Source organism: Erythrobacter sp. JB3-1, from assembly GCF_057364995.1.
In genome coordinates, this window is the sequence record NZ_CP200289.1 from 1784746 (window position 1) to 1800739 (window position 15994).

16 protein-coding genes are annotated in these 15994 nt (G+C 58.5%); all 16 read right to left on the minus strand.

All coding sequences use genetic code 11. The annotated features are described in order from the left end of the window. Positions 1–35: 35 nt before the first annotated feature. The 16 genes from AC0V6M_RS08505 to AC0V6M_RS08580 all read right to left on the minus strand — a co-directional run bounded on the left by AC0V6M_RS08505 (position 36) and on the right by AC0V6M_RS08580 (position 15989). Positions 36–764: a phage baseplate assembly protein V gene (locus tag AC0V6M_RS08505; protein ID WP_486138386.1), complete on the minus strand. Its 729-nt coding sequence runs from the start codon at positions 762–764 to the stop codon at positions 36–38. Further along, positions 761–1849 carry a phage late control D family protein gene (locus AC0V6M_RS08510; protein WP_486138387.1) on the minus strand — a complete coding sequence of 363 codons (1089 nt, stop codon included), beginning with the start codon at positions 1847–1849 and terminating at the stop codon, positions 761–763. The genes AC0V6M_RS08505 and AC0V6M_RS08510 overlap by 4 nt, the downstream gene beginning before the upstream one ends. Positions 1850–2028: 179 nt before the next feature. Next, the gene (locus AC0V6M_RS08515) at positions 2029–3594 is read right to left on the minus strand and encodes a CIS tube protein (protein ID WP_486138388.1); all 1566 of its coding nucleotides are present in this window, start codon (positions 3592–3594) and stop codon (positions 2029–2031) included. After that, entirely contained in the window at positions 3591–4235 is a 645-nt protein-coding gene (locus AC0V6M_RS08520) for a phage tail protein (RefSeq protein ID WP_486138389.1), read from the minus strand. The genes AC0V6M_RS08515 and AC0V6M_RS08520 overlap by 4 nt, the downstream gene beginning before the upstream one ends. Next, positions 4232–5530, minus strand: a complete 1299-nt coding sequence (locus AC0V6M_RS08525; protein ID WP_486138390.1) for a hypothetical protein — start codon at positions 5528–5530, stop codon at positions 4232–4234. Before AC0V6M_RS08525 ends, AC0V6M_RS08520 begins: the two co-directional genes overlap by 4 nt. Before the next feature lie 339 nt (positions 5531–5869). Continuing rightward, positions 5870–6322, minus strand: a complete 453-nt coding sequence (locus AC0V6M_RS08530) for a phage tail protein (protein WP_486138391.1) — start codon at positions 6320–6322, stop codon at positions 5870–5872. Positions 6323–6334: 12 nt separating this feature from the next. Next, the gene (locus AC0V6M_RS08535; protein ID WP_486138392.1) at positions 6335–8074 is read right to left on the minus strand and encodes a phage tail sheath subtilisin-like domain-containing protein; all 1740 of its coding nucleotides are present in this window, start codon (positions 8072–8074) and stop codon (positions 6335–6337) included. A gap of 50 nt (positions 8075–8124) precedes the next feature. Further along, positions 8125–8889, minus strand: coding sequence for a hypothetical protein (locus tag AC0V6M_RS08540; protein WP_486138393.1), 765 nt, complete (start codon positions 8887–8889; stop codon positions 8125–8127). After that, positions 8886–9491 (minus strand): Pvc16 family protein, encoded by a 606-nt coding sequence (locus AC0V6M_RS08545; RefSeq protein WP_486138394.1) that lies wholly within the window; start codon positions 9489–9491, stop codon positions 8886–8888. Before AC0V6M_RS08545 ends, AC0V6M_RS08540 begins: the two co-directional genes overlap by 4 nt. After that, positions 9491–9763 carry a hypothetical protein gene (locus tag AC0V6M_RS08550; RefSeq protein ID WP_486138395.1) on the minus strand — a complete coding sequence of 91 codons (273 nt, stop codon included), beginning with the start codon at positions 9761–9763 and terminating at the stop codon, positions 9491–9493. Before AC0V6M_RS08550 ends, AC0V6M_RS08545 begins: the two co-directional genes overlap by 1 nt. A 252-nt stretch (positions 9764–10015) precedes the next feature. Next, the gene (locus AC0V6M_RS08555; RefSeq protein ID WP_486138396.1) at positions 10016–11389 is read right to left on the minus strand and encodes a sigma 54-interacting transcriptional regulator; all 1374 of its coding nucleotides are present in this window, start codon (positions 11387–11389) and stop codon (positions 10016–10018) included. Positions 11390–11774: 385 nt separating this feature from the next. Continuing rightward, on the minus strand, positions 11775–11963 hold the full coding sequence (locus AC0V6M_RS08560) for a hypothetical protein (protein WP_486138397.1): 189 nt from the start codon (positions 11961–11963) through the stop codon (positions 11775–11777). A gap of 262 nt (positions 11964–12225) precedes the next feature. Continuing rightward, complete coding sequence (locus tag AC0V6M_RS08565; protein WP_486138398.1) at positions 12226–12564, minus strand: ArsR/SmtB family transcription factor; 339 nt, start codon at positions 12562–12564, stop codon at positions 12226–12228. 76 nt (positions 12565–12640) lie between these two features. Continuing rightward, positions 12641–13558, minus strand: coding sequence for a VOC family protein (locus AC0V6M_RS08570; RefSeq protein WP_486138399.1), 918 nt, complete (start codon positions 13556–13558; stop codon positions 12641–12643). Continuing rightward, positions 13543–15057, minus strand: a complete 1515-nt coding sequence (locus AC0V6M_RS08575) for an aldehyde dehydrogenase family protein (protein WP_486138400.1) — start codon at positions 15055–15057, stop codon at positions 13543–13545. Before AC0V6M_RS08575 ends, AC0V6M_RS08570 begins: the two co-directional genes overlap by 16 nt. Then, the gene (locus AC0V6M_RS08580; protein WP_486138401.1) at positions 15054–15989 is read right to left on the minus strand and encodes a polysaccharide deacetylase family protein; all 936 of its coding nucleotides are present in this window, start codon (positions 15987–15989) and stop codon (positions 15054–15056) included. Before AC0V6M_RS08580 ends, AC0V6M_RS08575 begins: the two co-directional genes overlap by 4 nt. Positions 15990–15994 lie beyond the last annotated feature (5 nt).

The following is a 15994-nucleotide window of genomic DNA, read 5'->3' on the forward strand; positions in this document are numbered from 1 at the left end:
AGCGGGATGCAGCCGCTCGAACGATCGCACCGCGCTCACCACATGTTTCCTGTGCCAGGGGTGTAGTTCGCACTGATGACGCTGGTGGTCTTCAGTGTTTGACAGTTGATTGTACCGTCGAAGGTGGCAAGCGACGCGGTGCAATGCGGCTGCGGCGCATCAATCATGACCCCGCTGGATTTGATCAAGACCGTGCTATCGCTTTCTATGTCGATATTGCCGTTTTCCATCAGGATTTTCATCCTGCCGTTCTTCAGCTCGATCTTATTGCCGCCATCCTTCAATTCGACCTTTACGCCGTTGGGGGTCTCAAACACGACGGTTTCGCCGCCCTGCCGGCTTTCATCGATCGCCATGCGGCTGCCGGCGCGGCCAGATAGGCCCCAAACCTGTGTATCACCGGAGGGCTGATCTTCGGGGAGCGCGGTCGCTCCGTTCCACAAGGCGCCAACGACGACAGGAAAGGCGGGGTCTCCGCCGAGGAACACGACCATGACCTCTTCACCCACGCCAGGCAGCGCGAACATGCCATAATTGTCGCCAGCAAAACCGGTGGCAACGCGCGCCCAAACTTGGGTGTCGCCCGCCGGATCCAGAGCGAGGAGTTCCACTTGAACGCGACCGCGTCCATCAGGATCATCAACCGAAACAACTTTCCCGCTTTGCGGCTGTGTCCGCCATTCTTGTGGTGCGCCAACCTGTGAAGCGCCAACCAGTTCAGGCGGCAAGCTGTCCATCCGGCGTGAGAGTATGGCGCGGGTCATAGCAGACCTCCAAAATAGGCGCAGTGGCCAGTGAAATCGGTAAAGTAGCCTTCGCTTTCGTCATAGCGGTGCACGGCCTCAACAATCAGATAGCGATTGGCGAATGCGGGGTTCATGCCGCTCATCAAAGCGACCGAACCTGCACGCAGTTCAGTGTTGCCGTACACTGTCCCCTGCGCCCTGACGAAACGCCGTGCCTGTTGTCCAAATGCGGCCGAAGCAGCGGCATCTGCACCAGTCTGATCCAAGGGGCCACCGCCAGGTATATGACCGATCCAATGGTCGAAATGGGCGGACAGGAACGCGGAGCTTGCGTGACCTTCTCCAGGCCCGAGATTGCCTTCACCCCTGCTCGAATAGACGATTTCACCCTGGGCAATGTCGATCGCGCTGGTCGAGCAGGAACTAGGCTGGCCGCTGATATCAGCGACCGCGCGAAAATCGACAATGTCATCAGGCACAGTGAGCTCAAGCTCGGTACGGTCCTGGTCAGCGACTGGACCGATCTGCAAACGATTTCCAATCAACTGCATGTCGGCATCGACTTCGGCCAAGACTTTGCGAAGGAAGGCAAGATCGCTCTCACCTGCTTGCAACCGGTCGCGCACAGGTTCTTCGAGACCATCCCTGATTTCGGGCGAGAGATTGTGGTCGCTTGCAATTGCTTCAGCGATGTCGCGGGGGCTCGATTCTGCCCAAAGGCGGTTGGTGCGTTTCTGGCGCAGGCCGAACAGCAGATCGTGCGCGATCACGGTCATGACTGGTGTGCGGCCGGTGCCGCTGTCGCATTCTAACGCTGTGATCACCCCAGAAAAAATCTCTTGAGGCGCATCCCATTGCCCGGCGCCAATTACGACTTCTGCGCCTAGTTTGAGTGGGTTGTCTGATCCCATCGCGGCGAACCCTCGGCTGCCGTCATAGGCATCAAACCAATCGGCAAAGCGCAGCTCTAGGGTGGAAAGTCCGCCCATCGCCTCGTGCATTGTCATCGCGCGCAGATTGCGAGCGAGCATGGGGAACCGCTGTCCGCCAATCTCGATCATAGGGCGCGTGCCTGGGCGCAGATTGGGATCGTCGCGCGCCACTAGTCAGCCATCCTTCGGACAAGCCGTTCTTCGCAAAGACGCATTTCGCGCTCCAGATGCCTTATGGATCTGCCGCGGCTGGTCGAAGCTCTAGCTGGCATTGGCATATCGGGTGCTTCGGCCACTTCACTCGCGTCCATATCCATGATTTCGATAGGCATTTTGCTCTCCCTATTTCCTCAGTTCATCCGCACTGAACGTGCGGCGGAGACGCTGCGCGGCGAGCCGGCGATGGACCAGCCATCGCTGTTCGCGCCATTGATGCGTCCGAGTAAGTCAAATTGAGTGTTGGGCCCTGTGGTTGGCGTGACGGGCGCAGCAGCGATGGCGGCGATGTCGAGCCGCGTGGGCCGGTTCTGCCGTTGGCCTAGCCCGGCAAAAGCGCCAAGTGAGGCAGGGAGTGATGCGAGTGCGCGTTTGCTATCTGTAGGTGTGGGAATTAAGGCCGCGCCGAAGGCGCCAGCAGGGCGATTTGCCACATTCGTGCTTGGCTCCGATGCGCTAACTGAGGCACTGGCTTTGCTTTCTGACTGGACTTGCCCTGCGAGAGGAGAATTCCAAGAACCGATGGCCAGCGGCGAAGCGATGCCAAGGGATGAGTTGCTGCTAGCTGCTGCTAGCGACACTGCAGCCCCAGAACCCGAGTAGCCCGTTTGACCAGTCATGCCCGTCTGCGCATCGTTAGCGCCGATCGATGCCGCTAGAGCAGCAGAAGCTCCAGCGCTGTTCGCTGCGCCGACTTGAGCGCCCAGCGACAGGTCAAGAGATCCGCCCAAACCTCCTAAGCTGCCGCCCAGTCCGACATCCAAACCGAGATCCGCGCCTAAGCCGATGCCAAGGCCAATGTCCGCACCAATGCCGAAGCCTGCTCCGCCACCAGCCGATGCGCCGAAACCAAAGCCAACACTTGCGCCCGCGCTGAAGCCTAATTTGAAACCGGCGGATGCTTTGATTCCGACATCGGCGGAAAGACCGAGCGAGAGACCCGCACCGCCGCCAATTGACTTGTCGGAGCCGATGCTGAGCTTATCGAGGGCCTCGTTTAGTTCCCCAAAGGCTGCGTTCGCTTCATCGATATTTTCGTTGACGTCATCGAAAGCTGTATCGATGTCATCATTAACCTTTTCAATTGCTTCGGCGGCCTTGTCGAGCGCGGGGAAACGTGGGTTCTCCACCCCATTCTCTCGCGCAATGTCGAGGCCAGCGGCGCTATCGCCCCCCAATGTAGCGATATCTGTGGTGCCCCAACCATTAGTTGGAGGGCTGACCTGCGCGAAGCTGATCGTGTCGTTGGCAACCTCGTCTAGCTGATTCCCGGCAATCGACAATTGCACGCTGGAACGCAGCGGAATGCCTTCTGCTGACCAGAAATCGAGTGTTTCGGTGAGCGTTTCGATTGCGCCAAAGAAACGAAATGTTCCCCAGGAGAACGCAACACTGGGAGCAGGTGCTCCATCGGCTGGTTCAGCAAGTGCTTTAAGAATGTGTGTGCCATTGGCGCCCTCGGCCCCCGTGCGCACATCATCGCCCGTTTCGGTCGTGTCGAAAAACAGAGTGACGTCCAGACGGACATTGTTTGCCTCCACTGCGGCCTGATCAGCCCCGCCGGAATGGGACGGCCGGGGTTTCGAATAGGATACGCGCAGGTTTTCAGGGTTGAACGCGCAGATGACGCTGCTTTCGCTGGGTGGCTCAGCATTGTCGACGTCCGCCTGCTTGCAGATGATTGCCATTTCGACGCTCACGCTGCTTCTCCTGAGCCGTTGCTGGCCGAAGGCTGAAGCATGTGAAGCCCTTGATGGGCGAGATGCAGTTCTTCGATGGCCAGCTCGCCAGCGCTCGCATCAAGATCGCCGATACGGAACTTTACAGGCAGAGCTTTTTCGAGCCTCCAGCCCAGCGCGACAACATTGTTCTGGACCAGCATGATCGTGACATCTGGACGGGTATCGCCTCTCCACAGACCGTTGCTTTCAGAGCCTAGGGCAAGGTCGGCCCCGGTAAAGAGCGACCACCAACCCCACAAATGGCGCGAGCGAATGAGGCCGCGCTTTAATGTCACCGTGCCGAAACTCACCGCACCAATACGCTGATGAGTGCGGTAATTATCGCCGCCAGAACGCACAGTCTTAGGCTCCATAGACGCCTCTAGCCCGCTGACGTTAGAGAAGCCGCCAATAATGGCGTCTGCACTATGCGGATTTGGGGGCGGCGGGGTGCTTGGCGGTTCTGTTTCGCCGCCTTCGCTCCCACCTTCAGGAGCCTCGGCGGGAGGATCGGCTGTGACGGTCACATTCTCGAATAGCGGGGTCGAGAATGTGACATGAAACGCATAGGCGCCTAGAGGGCTCGTCATGTCCTGACCGGAGAGGGTTTCATCAATCATGCTGGCATCCCCCGCAGATCAAGCGCGACATGGATATGCTGCAACGTTCTTGCCGGACGGAAGCTAATTTCAGCGACCAGACGGCCCTGATCCAGATCGTACGGTCGCATCGTGCTGGCATCGCAGCGCACGCTATACGCGGGCTCGCGGCCGAAACTGGCAAAGGCACCGTTCGCCCGAAAGGCCTCGAGCAGGCCTTCTAGAGAGCGGCGAACCTTGCCCCGGCTGTTTGGCCCGTTTGGCGCAAAAGCGAGCTCTTGGCCAAGCAGCGCACTGTGGCGCAACAATGCGCTCATAATCCTCGAAGCGCCTCCTTCTCGCCAGCTATCTTCGCGCGATGTCGTGACATCGCTCAGCAATTGCATCCTGCCTTTGCGCCGGGCGAACAAGCAGCAGAAATCACCCAACCAGCTATAGGGTCCGTCCAGATGGCGCCGTTGTAATGTGCGGCGCGGAATGTCGGGCAGGGTCGCGCGCGGAGGGGCAGCAAGTTGGCCAGCAGCGCTCCGGTGGAGCCCGCGAGCAAGCGTGGAGCGGGCAATTGTACCTGCTAACGCTCCATCTCCCCCAATGGCCCGTTCGGGTTGGTCCGAACTGTCTTCGGCCAGCAACCATGGCCAAGCGAGTTGCAACCGGCCAGAGCCAGCGAGATCCTGTGACAATAGTGTTTGCGGCTGTGTGCCATCCGGCCCGGGCAGCGCCGCACTGGCCAGTGATAGTGGCCAGTCCTGCGCATCGGCGGGCATATCTGGATCGGCGAGATCAGGCAGTGGCAATGCGGCTAGAACCGTGACGTCACGCCTATGTGCAGCGCTGCCGCTGCCTTCCAGTAAAGTCAGGGCATGACGGATGGTGAGCGACCACTGGCGATAGTCGGCCAGCGTCAGCCGCGGAGCGGCGTATTCGGGGCGCAGCGCGTTTTCATCAGCTTCGATGCCGGGGATAGCGGGCGCGCAGGCTATGAACTTTTCCTCACCAGCAGGCGGTGTTCGCACATCGGGTAAGCGCTGGCTTGGTCCAGCGATAAGGTCGGGCAGATCTGGCAGGCAAAGCATAATCGCCTCATCCACACCGAAGATTTGTCCGACGCCCCGCCACGTCTCTGGCTCCTGTGGGCGTGGCATTTTGGTGCTATCGACAAGGCCGGGCAGCAAGGGAACGCGGCCATCAGCATCCGTCGGCCCCGCGCCGTCATGCCAATCGAGCATAGCCGCATAGCGCGCCTTACTATCCTCGATCGGCTCTTCATCAGGCGCGAGAAGGGGAGTGGGTCGCCGGTGCGCAGAACGAAACATCGCGCGCCGCCTTGCGCAAAGAAGTGCCTGACGGCCAGACCAATTCGGGTGGATACTTGAGCTGCGGAGCCCTCTTCTACCGGGCGTTTCTCCCATGCAAAGATCGCAGCAAATTCGGCAAAACTATCGACCGGAATTGGCGTATCGAGCAAGGTCAGCTCGTCCGCCCCGGCCCACTCTGAGTCCTCAAGCCAAGCAGCCTGCGCAGCCGGCAGAGGCGCCGCTCGCCTAGCCACCAGCCCTGCGAACAAGGGCACATCGGCGCGCAGTGGAGCAGCGCCGGGCTTCGGCGCGCCATGCGAAAAGGTGAGCTGGGGCAATGGCATGCTGGGTTCAGCCTCAGTCAGCGAACTCGAAGCCTTCGGAGGATAGAACAAGCTCCTCCATCGCCACGTCAGATCCGCCTTTGGCGGCCAGGGTTGGGCCGGTCCATTTCATTGGACGAGCATTGATGAGCTTCCATTTGGCAATTGGCGAACCACCCTCGTCATTCAGTGTGATGGTGACATTGCGAGCTTCGTTTGGTGAAGTGCGAGTGTCTTTCACCCACGTCCAGAAGTTCTTCAGCCCCATCATACCGCGTTTCAAGGTGACATCGCCGCTCTTGTGCATGCCAGGGATTTTGCGGACTCGGTTCTCTTTGTCGTTGCCTTGGCGATATTCCATCATCGTTACTTCGGTTGATAGGCCGGAGACGTCGGAAAAGCCGCCAAGTGCGGATTCAGAGGACACATCGTCGCCTAGCTCCACGAAGAAGTTGTAGGCTCCGTATGGTGTTTCACGCGTGGTCATGTCTCAACTCCTTTAGCTACGCGTGTCGGCGGTGGTTTGGCCGATGCGGAAGATGACAAATTCTGCGGGTTTGATCGCGGCGACACCGACGAGGCAGACAAGACGCCCATTATCGAGGTCGTTTTGCGTCATGGTGGTGCGGTCGCACTGGACGAAGAAGGCCTGGTCAGGGGTGCTGCCAAGCAAAGCCCCATTGACCCATTCATTGTACAAGAAGTCCGAGACCGTATCGCGGACATTGGCCCAGAGCCGCTCGCCATTAGGCTCGAACACGGCCCATTGCGTGCCCCGATCTATTGAGGCCTCCAAATAGAGGAAGTAGCGCCGGATGTTGACGTATTTCCATTCGGGGTCTGAGCTGATGGTTCGGGCGCCCCAAACGCGGATGCCTCTTCCGGGCAAAGACCGGATGCAATTGACGCTGAGCGGGTTGAGCACTTCCTGTTCGCCGAAACGGACCTGCTTTTGCAGGTTGATCGCACCGGTCACGGTTTCGTTAGCAGGGGCCTTGTGCACGCCGCGCTGGATATCGGTCCGCGCATAAATGCCGGTCACGAAACCCGATGGGGGCAAGTCCAGCTCTGAAGGGGCCGATGGGTCGGTGCCGGCCAGCGGGTTCGCCACCCGCACCCACGGATAATAAAGCGCGGCATGGGAGGAATCGATCTTTGATTTGAGCGCCTGCGCTTCGGCGACCGATAGGTCAGGCGGCGTATCGAGCACAGCGATCCGGTACGACCGGCGGGCCTCAGCGTGTCCGATCAGCATTTGGTTCACCGCAGCGGGTGTTGAGCCACCCATGGCTGAGGAGCCGGGCGCAGCGACGATAGAGATGTCCTCTTGCGCGAGCAGTGCATCGAAGGCGTCTTGGTAGGCTTTTGGTGAAGGTGCGCCTGTGCCATCCTTGCCGCCATCGACGGTGATCGTGCGTGAAGAGCCGCCCGATAGTAGGGCGTCTAAAAGGATTTCGCTGTCTGCGTCCTTGCCAATGGTGATCGTCACAGGGTTACCGAGCCGATCCGAACTGCGCGGTGGTGCATCGCCCATTTGGACGCCGATATAACGCGGGTGGGCAGGGTGAAGACCGAGGCCACCTGCTTCCCAAACTGTGCCGGTTGCATCGCGTACCGCCACGCTAAGCGTGATGATGGTGACTGGATCACCATCATCCGCATCGTTGAAGGCGTCAGCATTGGCGGCGCTGGTCTCCATCGGCTCAGTGCCGATGACATAAGTCTCGTCGTCAGCGGGGTCATCATTGTCATCATCGAGCTTTACGAGCGTTCCGGCTGGCTGTTTCAAAGCCAATGCTTTGGAGCTTGGAAGTGCCTCTTTGACCACATCGACATGCAAAACCCCGCCGCCCACTTGCCGTGCGACAAAGCTAACGGCCTTGCCAGCGGGCGTGCTGTCGCCGCTGTTGAGTGTCTCGCTCTTGCCCTTTGTTGCACCTGCGGCTGGCACGCGCGCGATGTAGAGCCGTCCGCCGCCATTGGCGAAAAAGGAGTTCACTGCGTGCGCCATATAATTAGGAGAGGCAGCCGCGCCGAGAGTGAGCGGATCGGTGCCGCCATAAAGCCGTTCGAAATCCTTGGTGGATACACAAAGGATCGGCGGCTGATCCCCATCGGTGACCGGTCCGCGGGCTGTTGTGCCAACATAGGCAGCCGTGCTCGTGCCGACCCCTTCAATGGATTTGGATCGGAAACTTGTTTCTTCGACATAGACGCCGGGTGCAAGATATTCGGGCATGCAGGCCTCCTCTTAGTTGGAACGGGACGGGATCATGTTTGGACGGGTCATCATGACGGGCTCCAGCGCAGCTCGGCCCGCGTCGTGCTGCGCGAACGCAGTGTGGTGGGCGCGCTTGCCGCAGCCGGTGCAGCGGCGATTACGGCGTCAGGATTAAGCGGTTCTGCCTCGCCGCCATCGCTGCGGATGATGGTCGGATCGATGAACAATTGCAGATTGGCTTTGTGATCTGATGTCGGCTGTGCACCGGCGCCCACGCTAGCAAGCGGCAGACCGGCAACCAGCAGCAGCGCCTCGCCATGACGATTGGTAATGCCAAATGTGGCGAGTTGGGGATCCACATCTGGGATCAGGCGCAGCACCGCGCCTGCGACTGGAGCATCTTTGCTATCCTGAACCACGCGGGCAAGCAATCCGCAGGTCTGGCCGGGTTTGGCCATGGCCGTGCTGGCCGGCAGAACGGCGGGTACGGCGCGGAACAAAGAACTTGCATCGGCAATGCGCGACGGGTCGGCATCGCGCGGCAGGTCCAAGGTGATGACCCGGGGCATCAACGCAGTGCTTGCCGGGACAAGCTCTACGGTTAGCTGACTTGAGCCGGTTGCGGGGCTGGTCGGCTGGTTCTCAAATTCGGTGTCGAAACCGGCTAGACCGCGCCAAGATTGAAGGATTAGCGTGCCATCGGGTTTGGTCAGGAAACGAGCGCCATCCGCTCTTGCCTCTACGCGTCCCGCAGCCGGTCGGCCGAGCGGATCAAGTGGACGGATCGCAGCCAGCATGCGCCTGTCCAGCAAAGTGGCATTGAGCGCCTTCATGTCACGGTTTCCGGCTCTATGGCATCGGACAAGACAAACTGCGAAGCTGCTACGGGCAGCGCATCAGCCGAGCCAGGAAGTCGCAGGCGTAAGACGCGAGCGCGATAGGCCTGAGCCATGCGATATTTGTGGCCAATCGCATCCCATAGATGAAACTGCTCATCTGGAGCGAAAGGCTCTGGGATCAGTTGAACTGTCTCGCCTTCGTCCCAAACATCGCCTTTCAGCACACTCGCATCAAGCGTTGAATGTGCGTCCAGCTCCAGCATTGCCCATGCAAGAGCCGCGTGCTCTTCCTCTGGTTTGCCGGACCAGGCCACGAGCATGAACAGCATCTCCAGCGCGATTTCGGGCCGAGGTGGTGATGTGGGATTGCGCCGCATTGGGACGGTGTGATCGCTGCGAACCATATCGTAGCAAACCAGCCCAAGGCCGCTGGTTGGTGCGGCGCCGCTCGCCAGCTTGCCGATCGCCGTCTGTGCAATTTCAATATTGGCAGGAACAGGTTGGAGCGCGCCGCTGGCAGCGGCCAAATCGCGCTGCATGCGCAGCAGCGAGGCGATGGACTCGCCCAATTTAATGCTCGCACCGAGAGCAGCCATCAGCTTTCTCTCCCAGTATCGCTATCGGAAATGTCCCTCGCAAACTGCTCTTCATGCTGGCGACATGCATGGGTGATGACATCGCGAAATCGTGCGAGGTGCGTGGGCGACGTTACCAAGCGTGCCTTTACTTTTGGTGTTTCCTGGCCATCACCTGCCTGAGCGAAGGTCAGCTTCGCATCCGATAGGTCCGCCACAATATCGCAGTGATTTACATAAACAGGCGTTTCGGAGCTGGATGCCTTTTCATCCCCGCCATTCGCCTGATCCATGCTCTGCCTCCTGATAGTCTGAGGGATTGGTCCCGCAGCGCTTTCAGAACTCTGAGCAAAGGTCGTGCCATAGTAAATATGGCTTAGATAACAGTGGTTTATGGTTTAATCGGGGTGTAACTGTTACACTGGGTGAGACACTGCAGCGTTACAATACATGTGACATGTGACAGATCGCACACGGCACAAAAACACGCGCCAACCGGCGCTCCAGCATCGGCGAGGACTCGGCTTGTTTTAAGGTGTCGCTACTCAAGCGGAGCAGGTTTTCGCGAGGCCTGGATCAGCACGCAGATGTCGGTAGAGCGTCATACGTGAACAACCGAGCGAGCGGGCCGCTGCGCTCTTGTTTCCGGCATATCTGAGTAAGGCGCTGCTTATCGCTGAAGGCGTCAGCGATGGCGTACTAGCCGATATGCAAGACTGAGAGTCTGTTTCTCGCACAGGTGCACCGGCGGCAATGGCAGGCGGCAGATCGCAGGCCAGAATCGTACCGCGCTCGGCGCCTGACAGCAGCGCAACCTCCATCGCGTTGCGCAGTTCGCGCGCATTGCCGGGCCAGCTATGACTTTCAAGCAAGTGCAGCGCTTCTTCAGAAATAGTGGGTACATCATACGGCTTGTTGCATAGGAATAGGCCCAGAAAATGATGGGCCAAGGGAGCAACATCAACACTGCGCTGCGCCAAGCCTGTCAGCTCCACCTGAGCCACTGCGATCCGATAATACAGATCACTGCGGAAGCGCTCGTGAGCCACCTCTTCAGCGAGGTTGCGGTTGGTCGCAGCGATAACGCGCACGTTGAAGCTATGCGGCGTGCGCCCTCCCAACCGGTAGCATTGGCGGGCTTCGATCGCGCGCAGCAGCTTAGCCTGGCCGGCAGCGCTCAATTCGCCAATTTCGTCGAGGAACAAAGTTCCACCATCAGCCAGCGCTAGCTTGCCGGGATAGGCTGTCGTCGCACCGCTGAAGGCGCCCCGCTCATATCCGAAGAGCTCACCTTCAATCAGCTCCTCGGGCAAGGCAGCGCAGTTCAGCGCAACCAGCGGCTTGCCGGAGCGGGGGCTGTTGCGATGCAGCGCAAGTGCGACGACTTCTTTGCCGGATCCGGTCGGCCCTTCGATCAATGTCGTGACTTCGCCAGCAGCCATGCGTGCCACAAATTTCCGGATACGATGCAAGTCTTCGCTCGCGCCGATGATCCCGTATTCTTCGTTTGGCTTAGCATCGGTAGCACTGCGAACTGAGCACGTGCAGGCTGAAAAGTGCTCTTCCAACCGCTGGGAAAGTGCATGGCTATCGAGTGTGCCATGGAGATAATCGGTAGCGCCAGCTCGGATGCAGTTGAGCGCGTCGTCCAAGTCGTGCGACTCTCCAAAGGCGGCGATCGGCATAGAGGGTGCGGCATCCCGGAGGCGCGCGATTTGCTGAGCTGCGTTGGTTACTGATACAAGTCCAAGTTGCGCCTTTGGTAAGGCATCCCTGCGCGCGTTGGCGGCTTCATTCGCTGAGATGAGGAGAGTGTCGAGACCATGGCTAAGGGCCATTTTCTTGAGCGCACGGGCATGACCCTGGTCCTCATCAACCAGCAGGATGCGCGCAGCGGGCTCTTCATCCTTCAACGCCATTACCTCCTTGCTCAAGCTCGGAGTGCAAGGCCAACCGAGCCATCATCTTCGCTTAGCGAAACAAGTACGGGATGATCCGTGCGAGTTCCGATAGCGACACCTAGTGGCAACCCAGTGAAGCATATGAAGCGACTGTTCTTATTGACAGTCTTTCAGCTCTTTGTGATTCGCAAATGATAATCGCTCTGCCGACAATTAACAACAAGAATAATCAGTCATTCGGAGCGCTCGAATTCAGTGATTTAGTTTCGTATACTAAATTGTCGCCTAAAATCGCAACGGCGAACGATCGAAGTTAAGGTCTGACAATAGCTGCAAGTAGGATAACAATAAAAATTCGAAAATTTGGGCTCGTTTATTGCAAAGTATTGGCGTACTAACATGGCTACTTCTCGCAATAGCCTTTCAGTCCGTCTCCAAACAACATTTTCCAGCCACCCTCTGCGCTGCTGGCTGAGCTTTCAGTAACATTGCCGAGCAGCGCATCCGAAACAATCAACGCGCCGCCCTCATCGCGATCTTCGACTGCCAGCTTCAGCATGGAGGTGGTTGGCCCGCCCCAGTCGGGCGCCATATCACCCACCAATAGATTGATTTGCCCGAGGAGACCATCTGCACTCGGTACCATTCGAGGGAGCTTCCATCTGCCCCAATTTCGACTAACTGGCCGCCAGTTTCTGCATTCAACGAAACTGTCGAACGTTCTCCCAGAGCTCGAAAGTCAGCCATCCACCACTGATCAATTTGGTTAATCATCAATGACCAGATATCAGAAGCACTGCGCAGTATCGGTACTTCAAACTGATACTTTATGATCTTTGCATCTGTTATCTCGCTCATGAAATGGTTCCTCGTTCGGCGATCTGCTTGAGTTTGACAGTGGATGATTTCATCCCGTCAATGTGTCTGACTACCCAGCTAATGCAGACAGCTCTGATGGGTTCAGGGTTCAGATAGTTCCAGCGCGTTCGGCCTTTGCGCCGCACATGAATGATATCTCCTTCGATCAGGATTTCGATGTGCTTCAGGACGCCAGTTCGCCCTATATCGTCAAACAAATCGACCAACTCACCCGTTTGTTTTGGGCCAGCCGTCAAGGCCTCAACGATCAGTCGTCGCCTCCCGTCGCTGAGCGCTTTCCAGATCAGGTCATCTTGAGAAAATTGATATGTCACTATTTGGTGACATATGGAACGGCGTCGGTCTTGTCATTTATGTCCCCACCATGGGCTGCGTCCAACTTGGAGTGTATCAGCAAATTTCTACCAGTTCGATCAGCTCACTCTCGGGCCCAGCGAACGTAGCTGATCGCCGGCCCAGATAGGGTGCACCCTTTTCTGATCGGATGCCAGTGATCGGGGCGAGGCCAATCTGGTCCAAACTATCCACCGCCAGCGTTACAATGGCATTGCCCGGCGGCAGATGGCCAGGCGCAACAGGGCGTTCGATCGCTGCATCGGGATAACCATCCACCTCGATGATCGGCATGCGTCCCTTATGAACCATGGTCAGGCTGGTTTGATGATCGGTTGGCAGATCAAACGCGCGATTGATCGAGGAATAGGGGATGGTGTGGGTCTCGCTCTCATCAAGGCCCAGCTCGTCGCAGTACCACTGCACGGCGCGCTGCCTATCCTTTGCTGCCAGAATGCAGATGAAGGTCAGATCGACGGGGCACTGCGCTTTGGGAAGATCAGTACTCGGCGTGTTGTCGCGCACTTCGTTGAGATAGATCATCTCCTGACCGCGCCCGACCATTTGCATGGCAATGAGGTGGTCCAGCCCGGCGATATGACGGGGCGGACCGACAATATCGAAGCCGCTGCCTTTCAAGATCGCTGGCCATTGAAAGGCATCTTCCACGCTCAGCTCAAACGCGGCCCAGCCGTAAGTCTGTGTCGCGCGGAATCCGTCTGGCAAAGGTTGCTCGATCAGCCGGATAAAGCTCTCCGCGCCTGATATGGGTTGCAGCACCGCTTGCCGGTTTCTGGCCACATCATCGGCCTGCCACGACAGCGCCTCTTGCGGCGACACTTCGCCTTCAGAGACGAGCCTAAGACCTAAGCGTCCGTGGTAATCGTCGAGCGCCAAATCCAAGTCCGGTACCGCAGCGGTGACACATAGGATCGAGCCATGCCTGAGCGAGTGCACGCTCATACGACGGCGCAAACCGTCTTAAGCTCCAAGTAGTTTTCAAGCGCTGCCTGCCCGCTATCGCGGCCATAGCCTGATTGTTTGGTGCCCCCGATGGGCAGCGATGCGTCATACATGGCGTGGCTGTTGATCCACACCGTGCCTGCATTCAAGCGGTTGGCGAGGCGCGTGGCATTGGAGAGCCCCTCTGACCAGATGCCGGCAGCAAGGCCATATTCGCTGTCATTTGCAGCGGCGATAACTTCTTCGACGTCTTCGAAGCTCTGGATCACCAAGACGGGGCCGAAGATTTCCTCGCAAAGCGCCTTAGCGTCAGGCGCTAGGCCAGTGATAACGGTGGGTTCGACAAAACTGGCATTGGCGCCGGTGACATTACCGCCGCAATGAATAGTGCCGCCCTCATCGCGCGCGGATTGGATATAGCTTGCGACCTTGGCGGCATGCTGGGGCGAAACCAGCGGGCCCATATGGGTTTCGGGATCTAGGCCGTGGCCAAGTTTGATTGATTTCGCCGCCGCTACAATGCCCTCGACCACCTGATCATAGACGCTCGAATGCGCATAGAGCCGCGAGCCCGCGATGCAGACTTGCCCGCCGTTGAAGAAGATCGCATTGGCTGCGCCCGGTATCGCTGCATCAAGGTCTGCATCGGGCATCACGATAACCGGCGATTTGCCGCCCAATTCCAGCGTGACGCGTTTGAGATTGCCCATCGACGCCTCAACAATCGCGCGGCCCGTGGCGGTTGATCCGGTAAAGGCGATCTTGTTCACATCATTATGCGAGGCAAGGTGCGAGCCGGCCTCCGCGCCGAGCCCCGTGACAAGGTTGATGACACCTGCGGGAAGGCCAGCCTCCGCCATCAATTCGACCAGACGGATCGCGGTGAGAGATGTGTCTTCCGCCGGTTTCAAAACCACTGTGCAACCCGCGGCAAGAGCGGGGGCAAGCTTCATCGCTGTCAGCACCAGCGGGCTGTTCCATGGCACGATGGCCCCGACAACGCCCACGGCTTCCTTGCGGGTGTAAGCGAATATCTCTTTGCCCTCTGGCTGATAATTGATCGAGGTGGGAATGGAGGAGCCTTCGATGGCTGGGGCTAGTCCTGCGAAATAGCGGAACTGCGCCGCGGCTCCGGGGATTTCGGCCCAGCGCCCGACATAGAGCGCCTTGCCTTGGTCGAGCGTTTCCAGCTCGGCCAGTTCTTCAATGTTCGCCTCGATCAGATCAGCGATCCGGTGAAGAGCGCCGCTGCGCTCCATTGGCGTCATGGCGCTCCATGGACCAGTATCAAAGGCTGCGCGAGCAGCAGCGACTGCGCGCTCCACATCCTGCGCGCTTCCTTGGGCGATCTGGCCAATCACTTCGCCTGTGGCCGGATCATGCGTCGCGAAGTGGCCGCCCGCTGCTGCATCCACCCATTCGCCATTGATGAAGAGCTTATGCTTTTCCCGATCCAGAAAGGCCTGCGCCGCAGCACCGGGCGCAATCGAACTTACCGAAATCTCGCTCATGCTAAATCGTCTTTCGCTGTTAGCTGCCCAGGGATGTGGGTTTCGTGCTGTTTGGAATAGTGTTCTGCGATCTCTTGGCGGGTGGGCCAACAGATGCCGTCCAACCCTTGCGCAAATTCGATGAATTCACGCAAAGCGCGGATCATATGGGCGCGGCCCGAAACATGCGGATGCAGGCCGACATTCATTATGCGCGGCTGGGTCTCGCCTTCCTTGTGGAGCACGGTCAGCTCCTCGATTAAAAGGTCGCGATACTCATCGGTGGTGCGCATGTTGCGCGTGACGATGGTGAAATCATTGATGACGTTGGAATAGGGGACGGCAACCAGCGGGCCAGCATCGGTTCGGATCATATAGGGCTGATCGTCATTCATAATGTCGCAGTAAAACTGGAAGCCTTCTTCGGCCAAAATGGTCGGCGTGTTGAGCGTCCCTCGCAGGCTGGATGACAGCCAGCCTTGTGGCCGTTTACCGACATGCTTTTCATAGATTTCGATGGAGCGCCGGATGATGTCGCGTTCAGCGGCGGGATCATCGTGAAAATCGGTCAGCAATTCGCCTTGCTCGTAATTGTGGGCGATGAGTTCCCACCCGCGATCAAGACAGGCCTGCGTCATCGCGCCGCGCCGTTCGAATGTTACCGCATTGGTGGTGCAACTGGCTTTCGCGCCCAGCTCGTCGAGCATCTCAATAATCCGCCACACACCCACGCGCTGACCATATTCGCGCCAGCCGTAATTGGGATAATCGGGGATACGCCCCGCCAGCATATTGGGCAGCAAAGCTGGGCCGCCGGCATAATAGGGCTGATCCGTGTCCTTGGTCAGATCCCATGTTTCCATGTTGATCGTGATGACCAAGGCGACCCGCGCATCGCCCGGCCAATGCAATGGGCCGCGCTCGGTAATCGGGACATAGTCATATTCAAACATGCATT

Excerpts from the sequence above, each read along its gene's own strand:
- AC0V6M_RS08550 (WP_486138395.1), bottom strand. The coding sequence starts at position 9,763 with ATGGATCAGGCGAATGGCGGGGATGAAAAGGCATCCAGCTCCGAAACG.
- AC0V6M_RS08505 (WP_486138386.1), bottom strand. The coding sequence starts at position 764 with ATGACCCGCGCCATACTCTCACGCCGGATGGACAGCTTGCCGCCTGAA.
- AC0V6M_RS08540 (WP_486138393.1), bottom strand. The coding sequence starts at position 8,889 with ATGAAGGCGCTCAATGCCACTTTGCTGGACAGGCGCATGCTGGCTGCG.
- AC0V6M_RS08525 (WP_486138390.1), bottom strand. The coding sequence starts at position 5,530 with ATGTTTCGTTCTGCGCACCGGCGACCCACTCCCCTTCTCGCGCCTGAT.
- AC0V6M_RS08535 (WP_486138392.1), bottom strand. The coding sequence starts at position 8,074 with ATGCCCGAATATCTTGCACCCGGCGTCTATGTCGAAGAAACAAGTTTC.
- AC0V6M_RS08555 (WP_486138396.1), bottom strand. The coding sequence starts at position 11,389 with ATGGCGTTGAAGGATGAAGAGCCCGCTGCGCGCATCCTGCTGGTTGAT.
- AC0V6M_RS08580 (WP_486138401.1), bottom strand. The coding sequence starts at position 15,989 with ATGTTTGAATATGACTATGTCCCGATTACCGAGCGCGGCCCATTGCAT.
- AC0V6M_RS08560 (WP_486138397.1), bottom strand. The coding sequence starts at position 11,963 with ATGGCGCCCGACTGGGGCGGGCCAACCACCTCCATGCTGAAGCTGGCA.
- AC0V6M_RS08530 (WP_486138391.1), bottom strand. The coding sequence starts at position 6,322 with ATGACCACGCGTGAAACACCATACGGAGCCTACAACTTCTTCGTGGAG.
- AC0V6M_RS08520 (WP_486138389.1), bottom strand. The coding sequence starts at position 4,235 with ATGATTGATGAAACCCTCTCCGGTCAGGACATGACGAGCCCTCTAGGC.
- AC0V6M_RS08545 (WP_486138394.1), bottom strand. The coding sequence starts at position 9,491 with ATGGCTGCTCTCGGTGCGAGCATTAAATTGGGCGAGTCCATCGCCTCG.
- AC0V6M_RS08575 (WP_486138400.1), bottom strand. The coding sequence starts at position 15,057 with ATGAGCGAGATTTCGGTAAGTTCGATTGCGCCCGGTGCTGCGGCGCAG.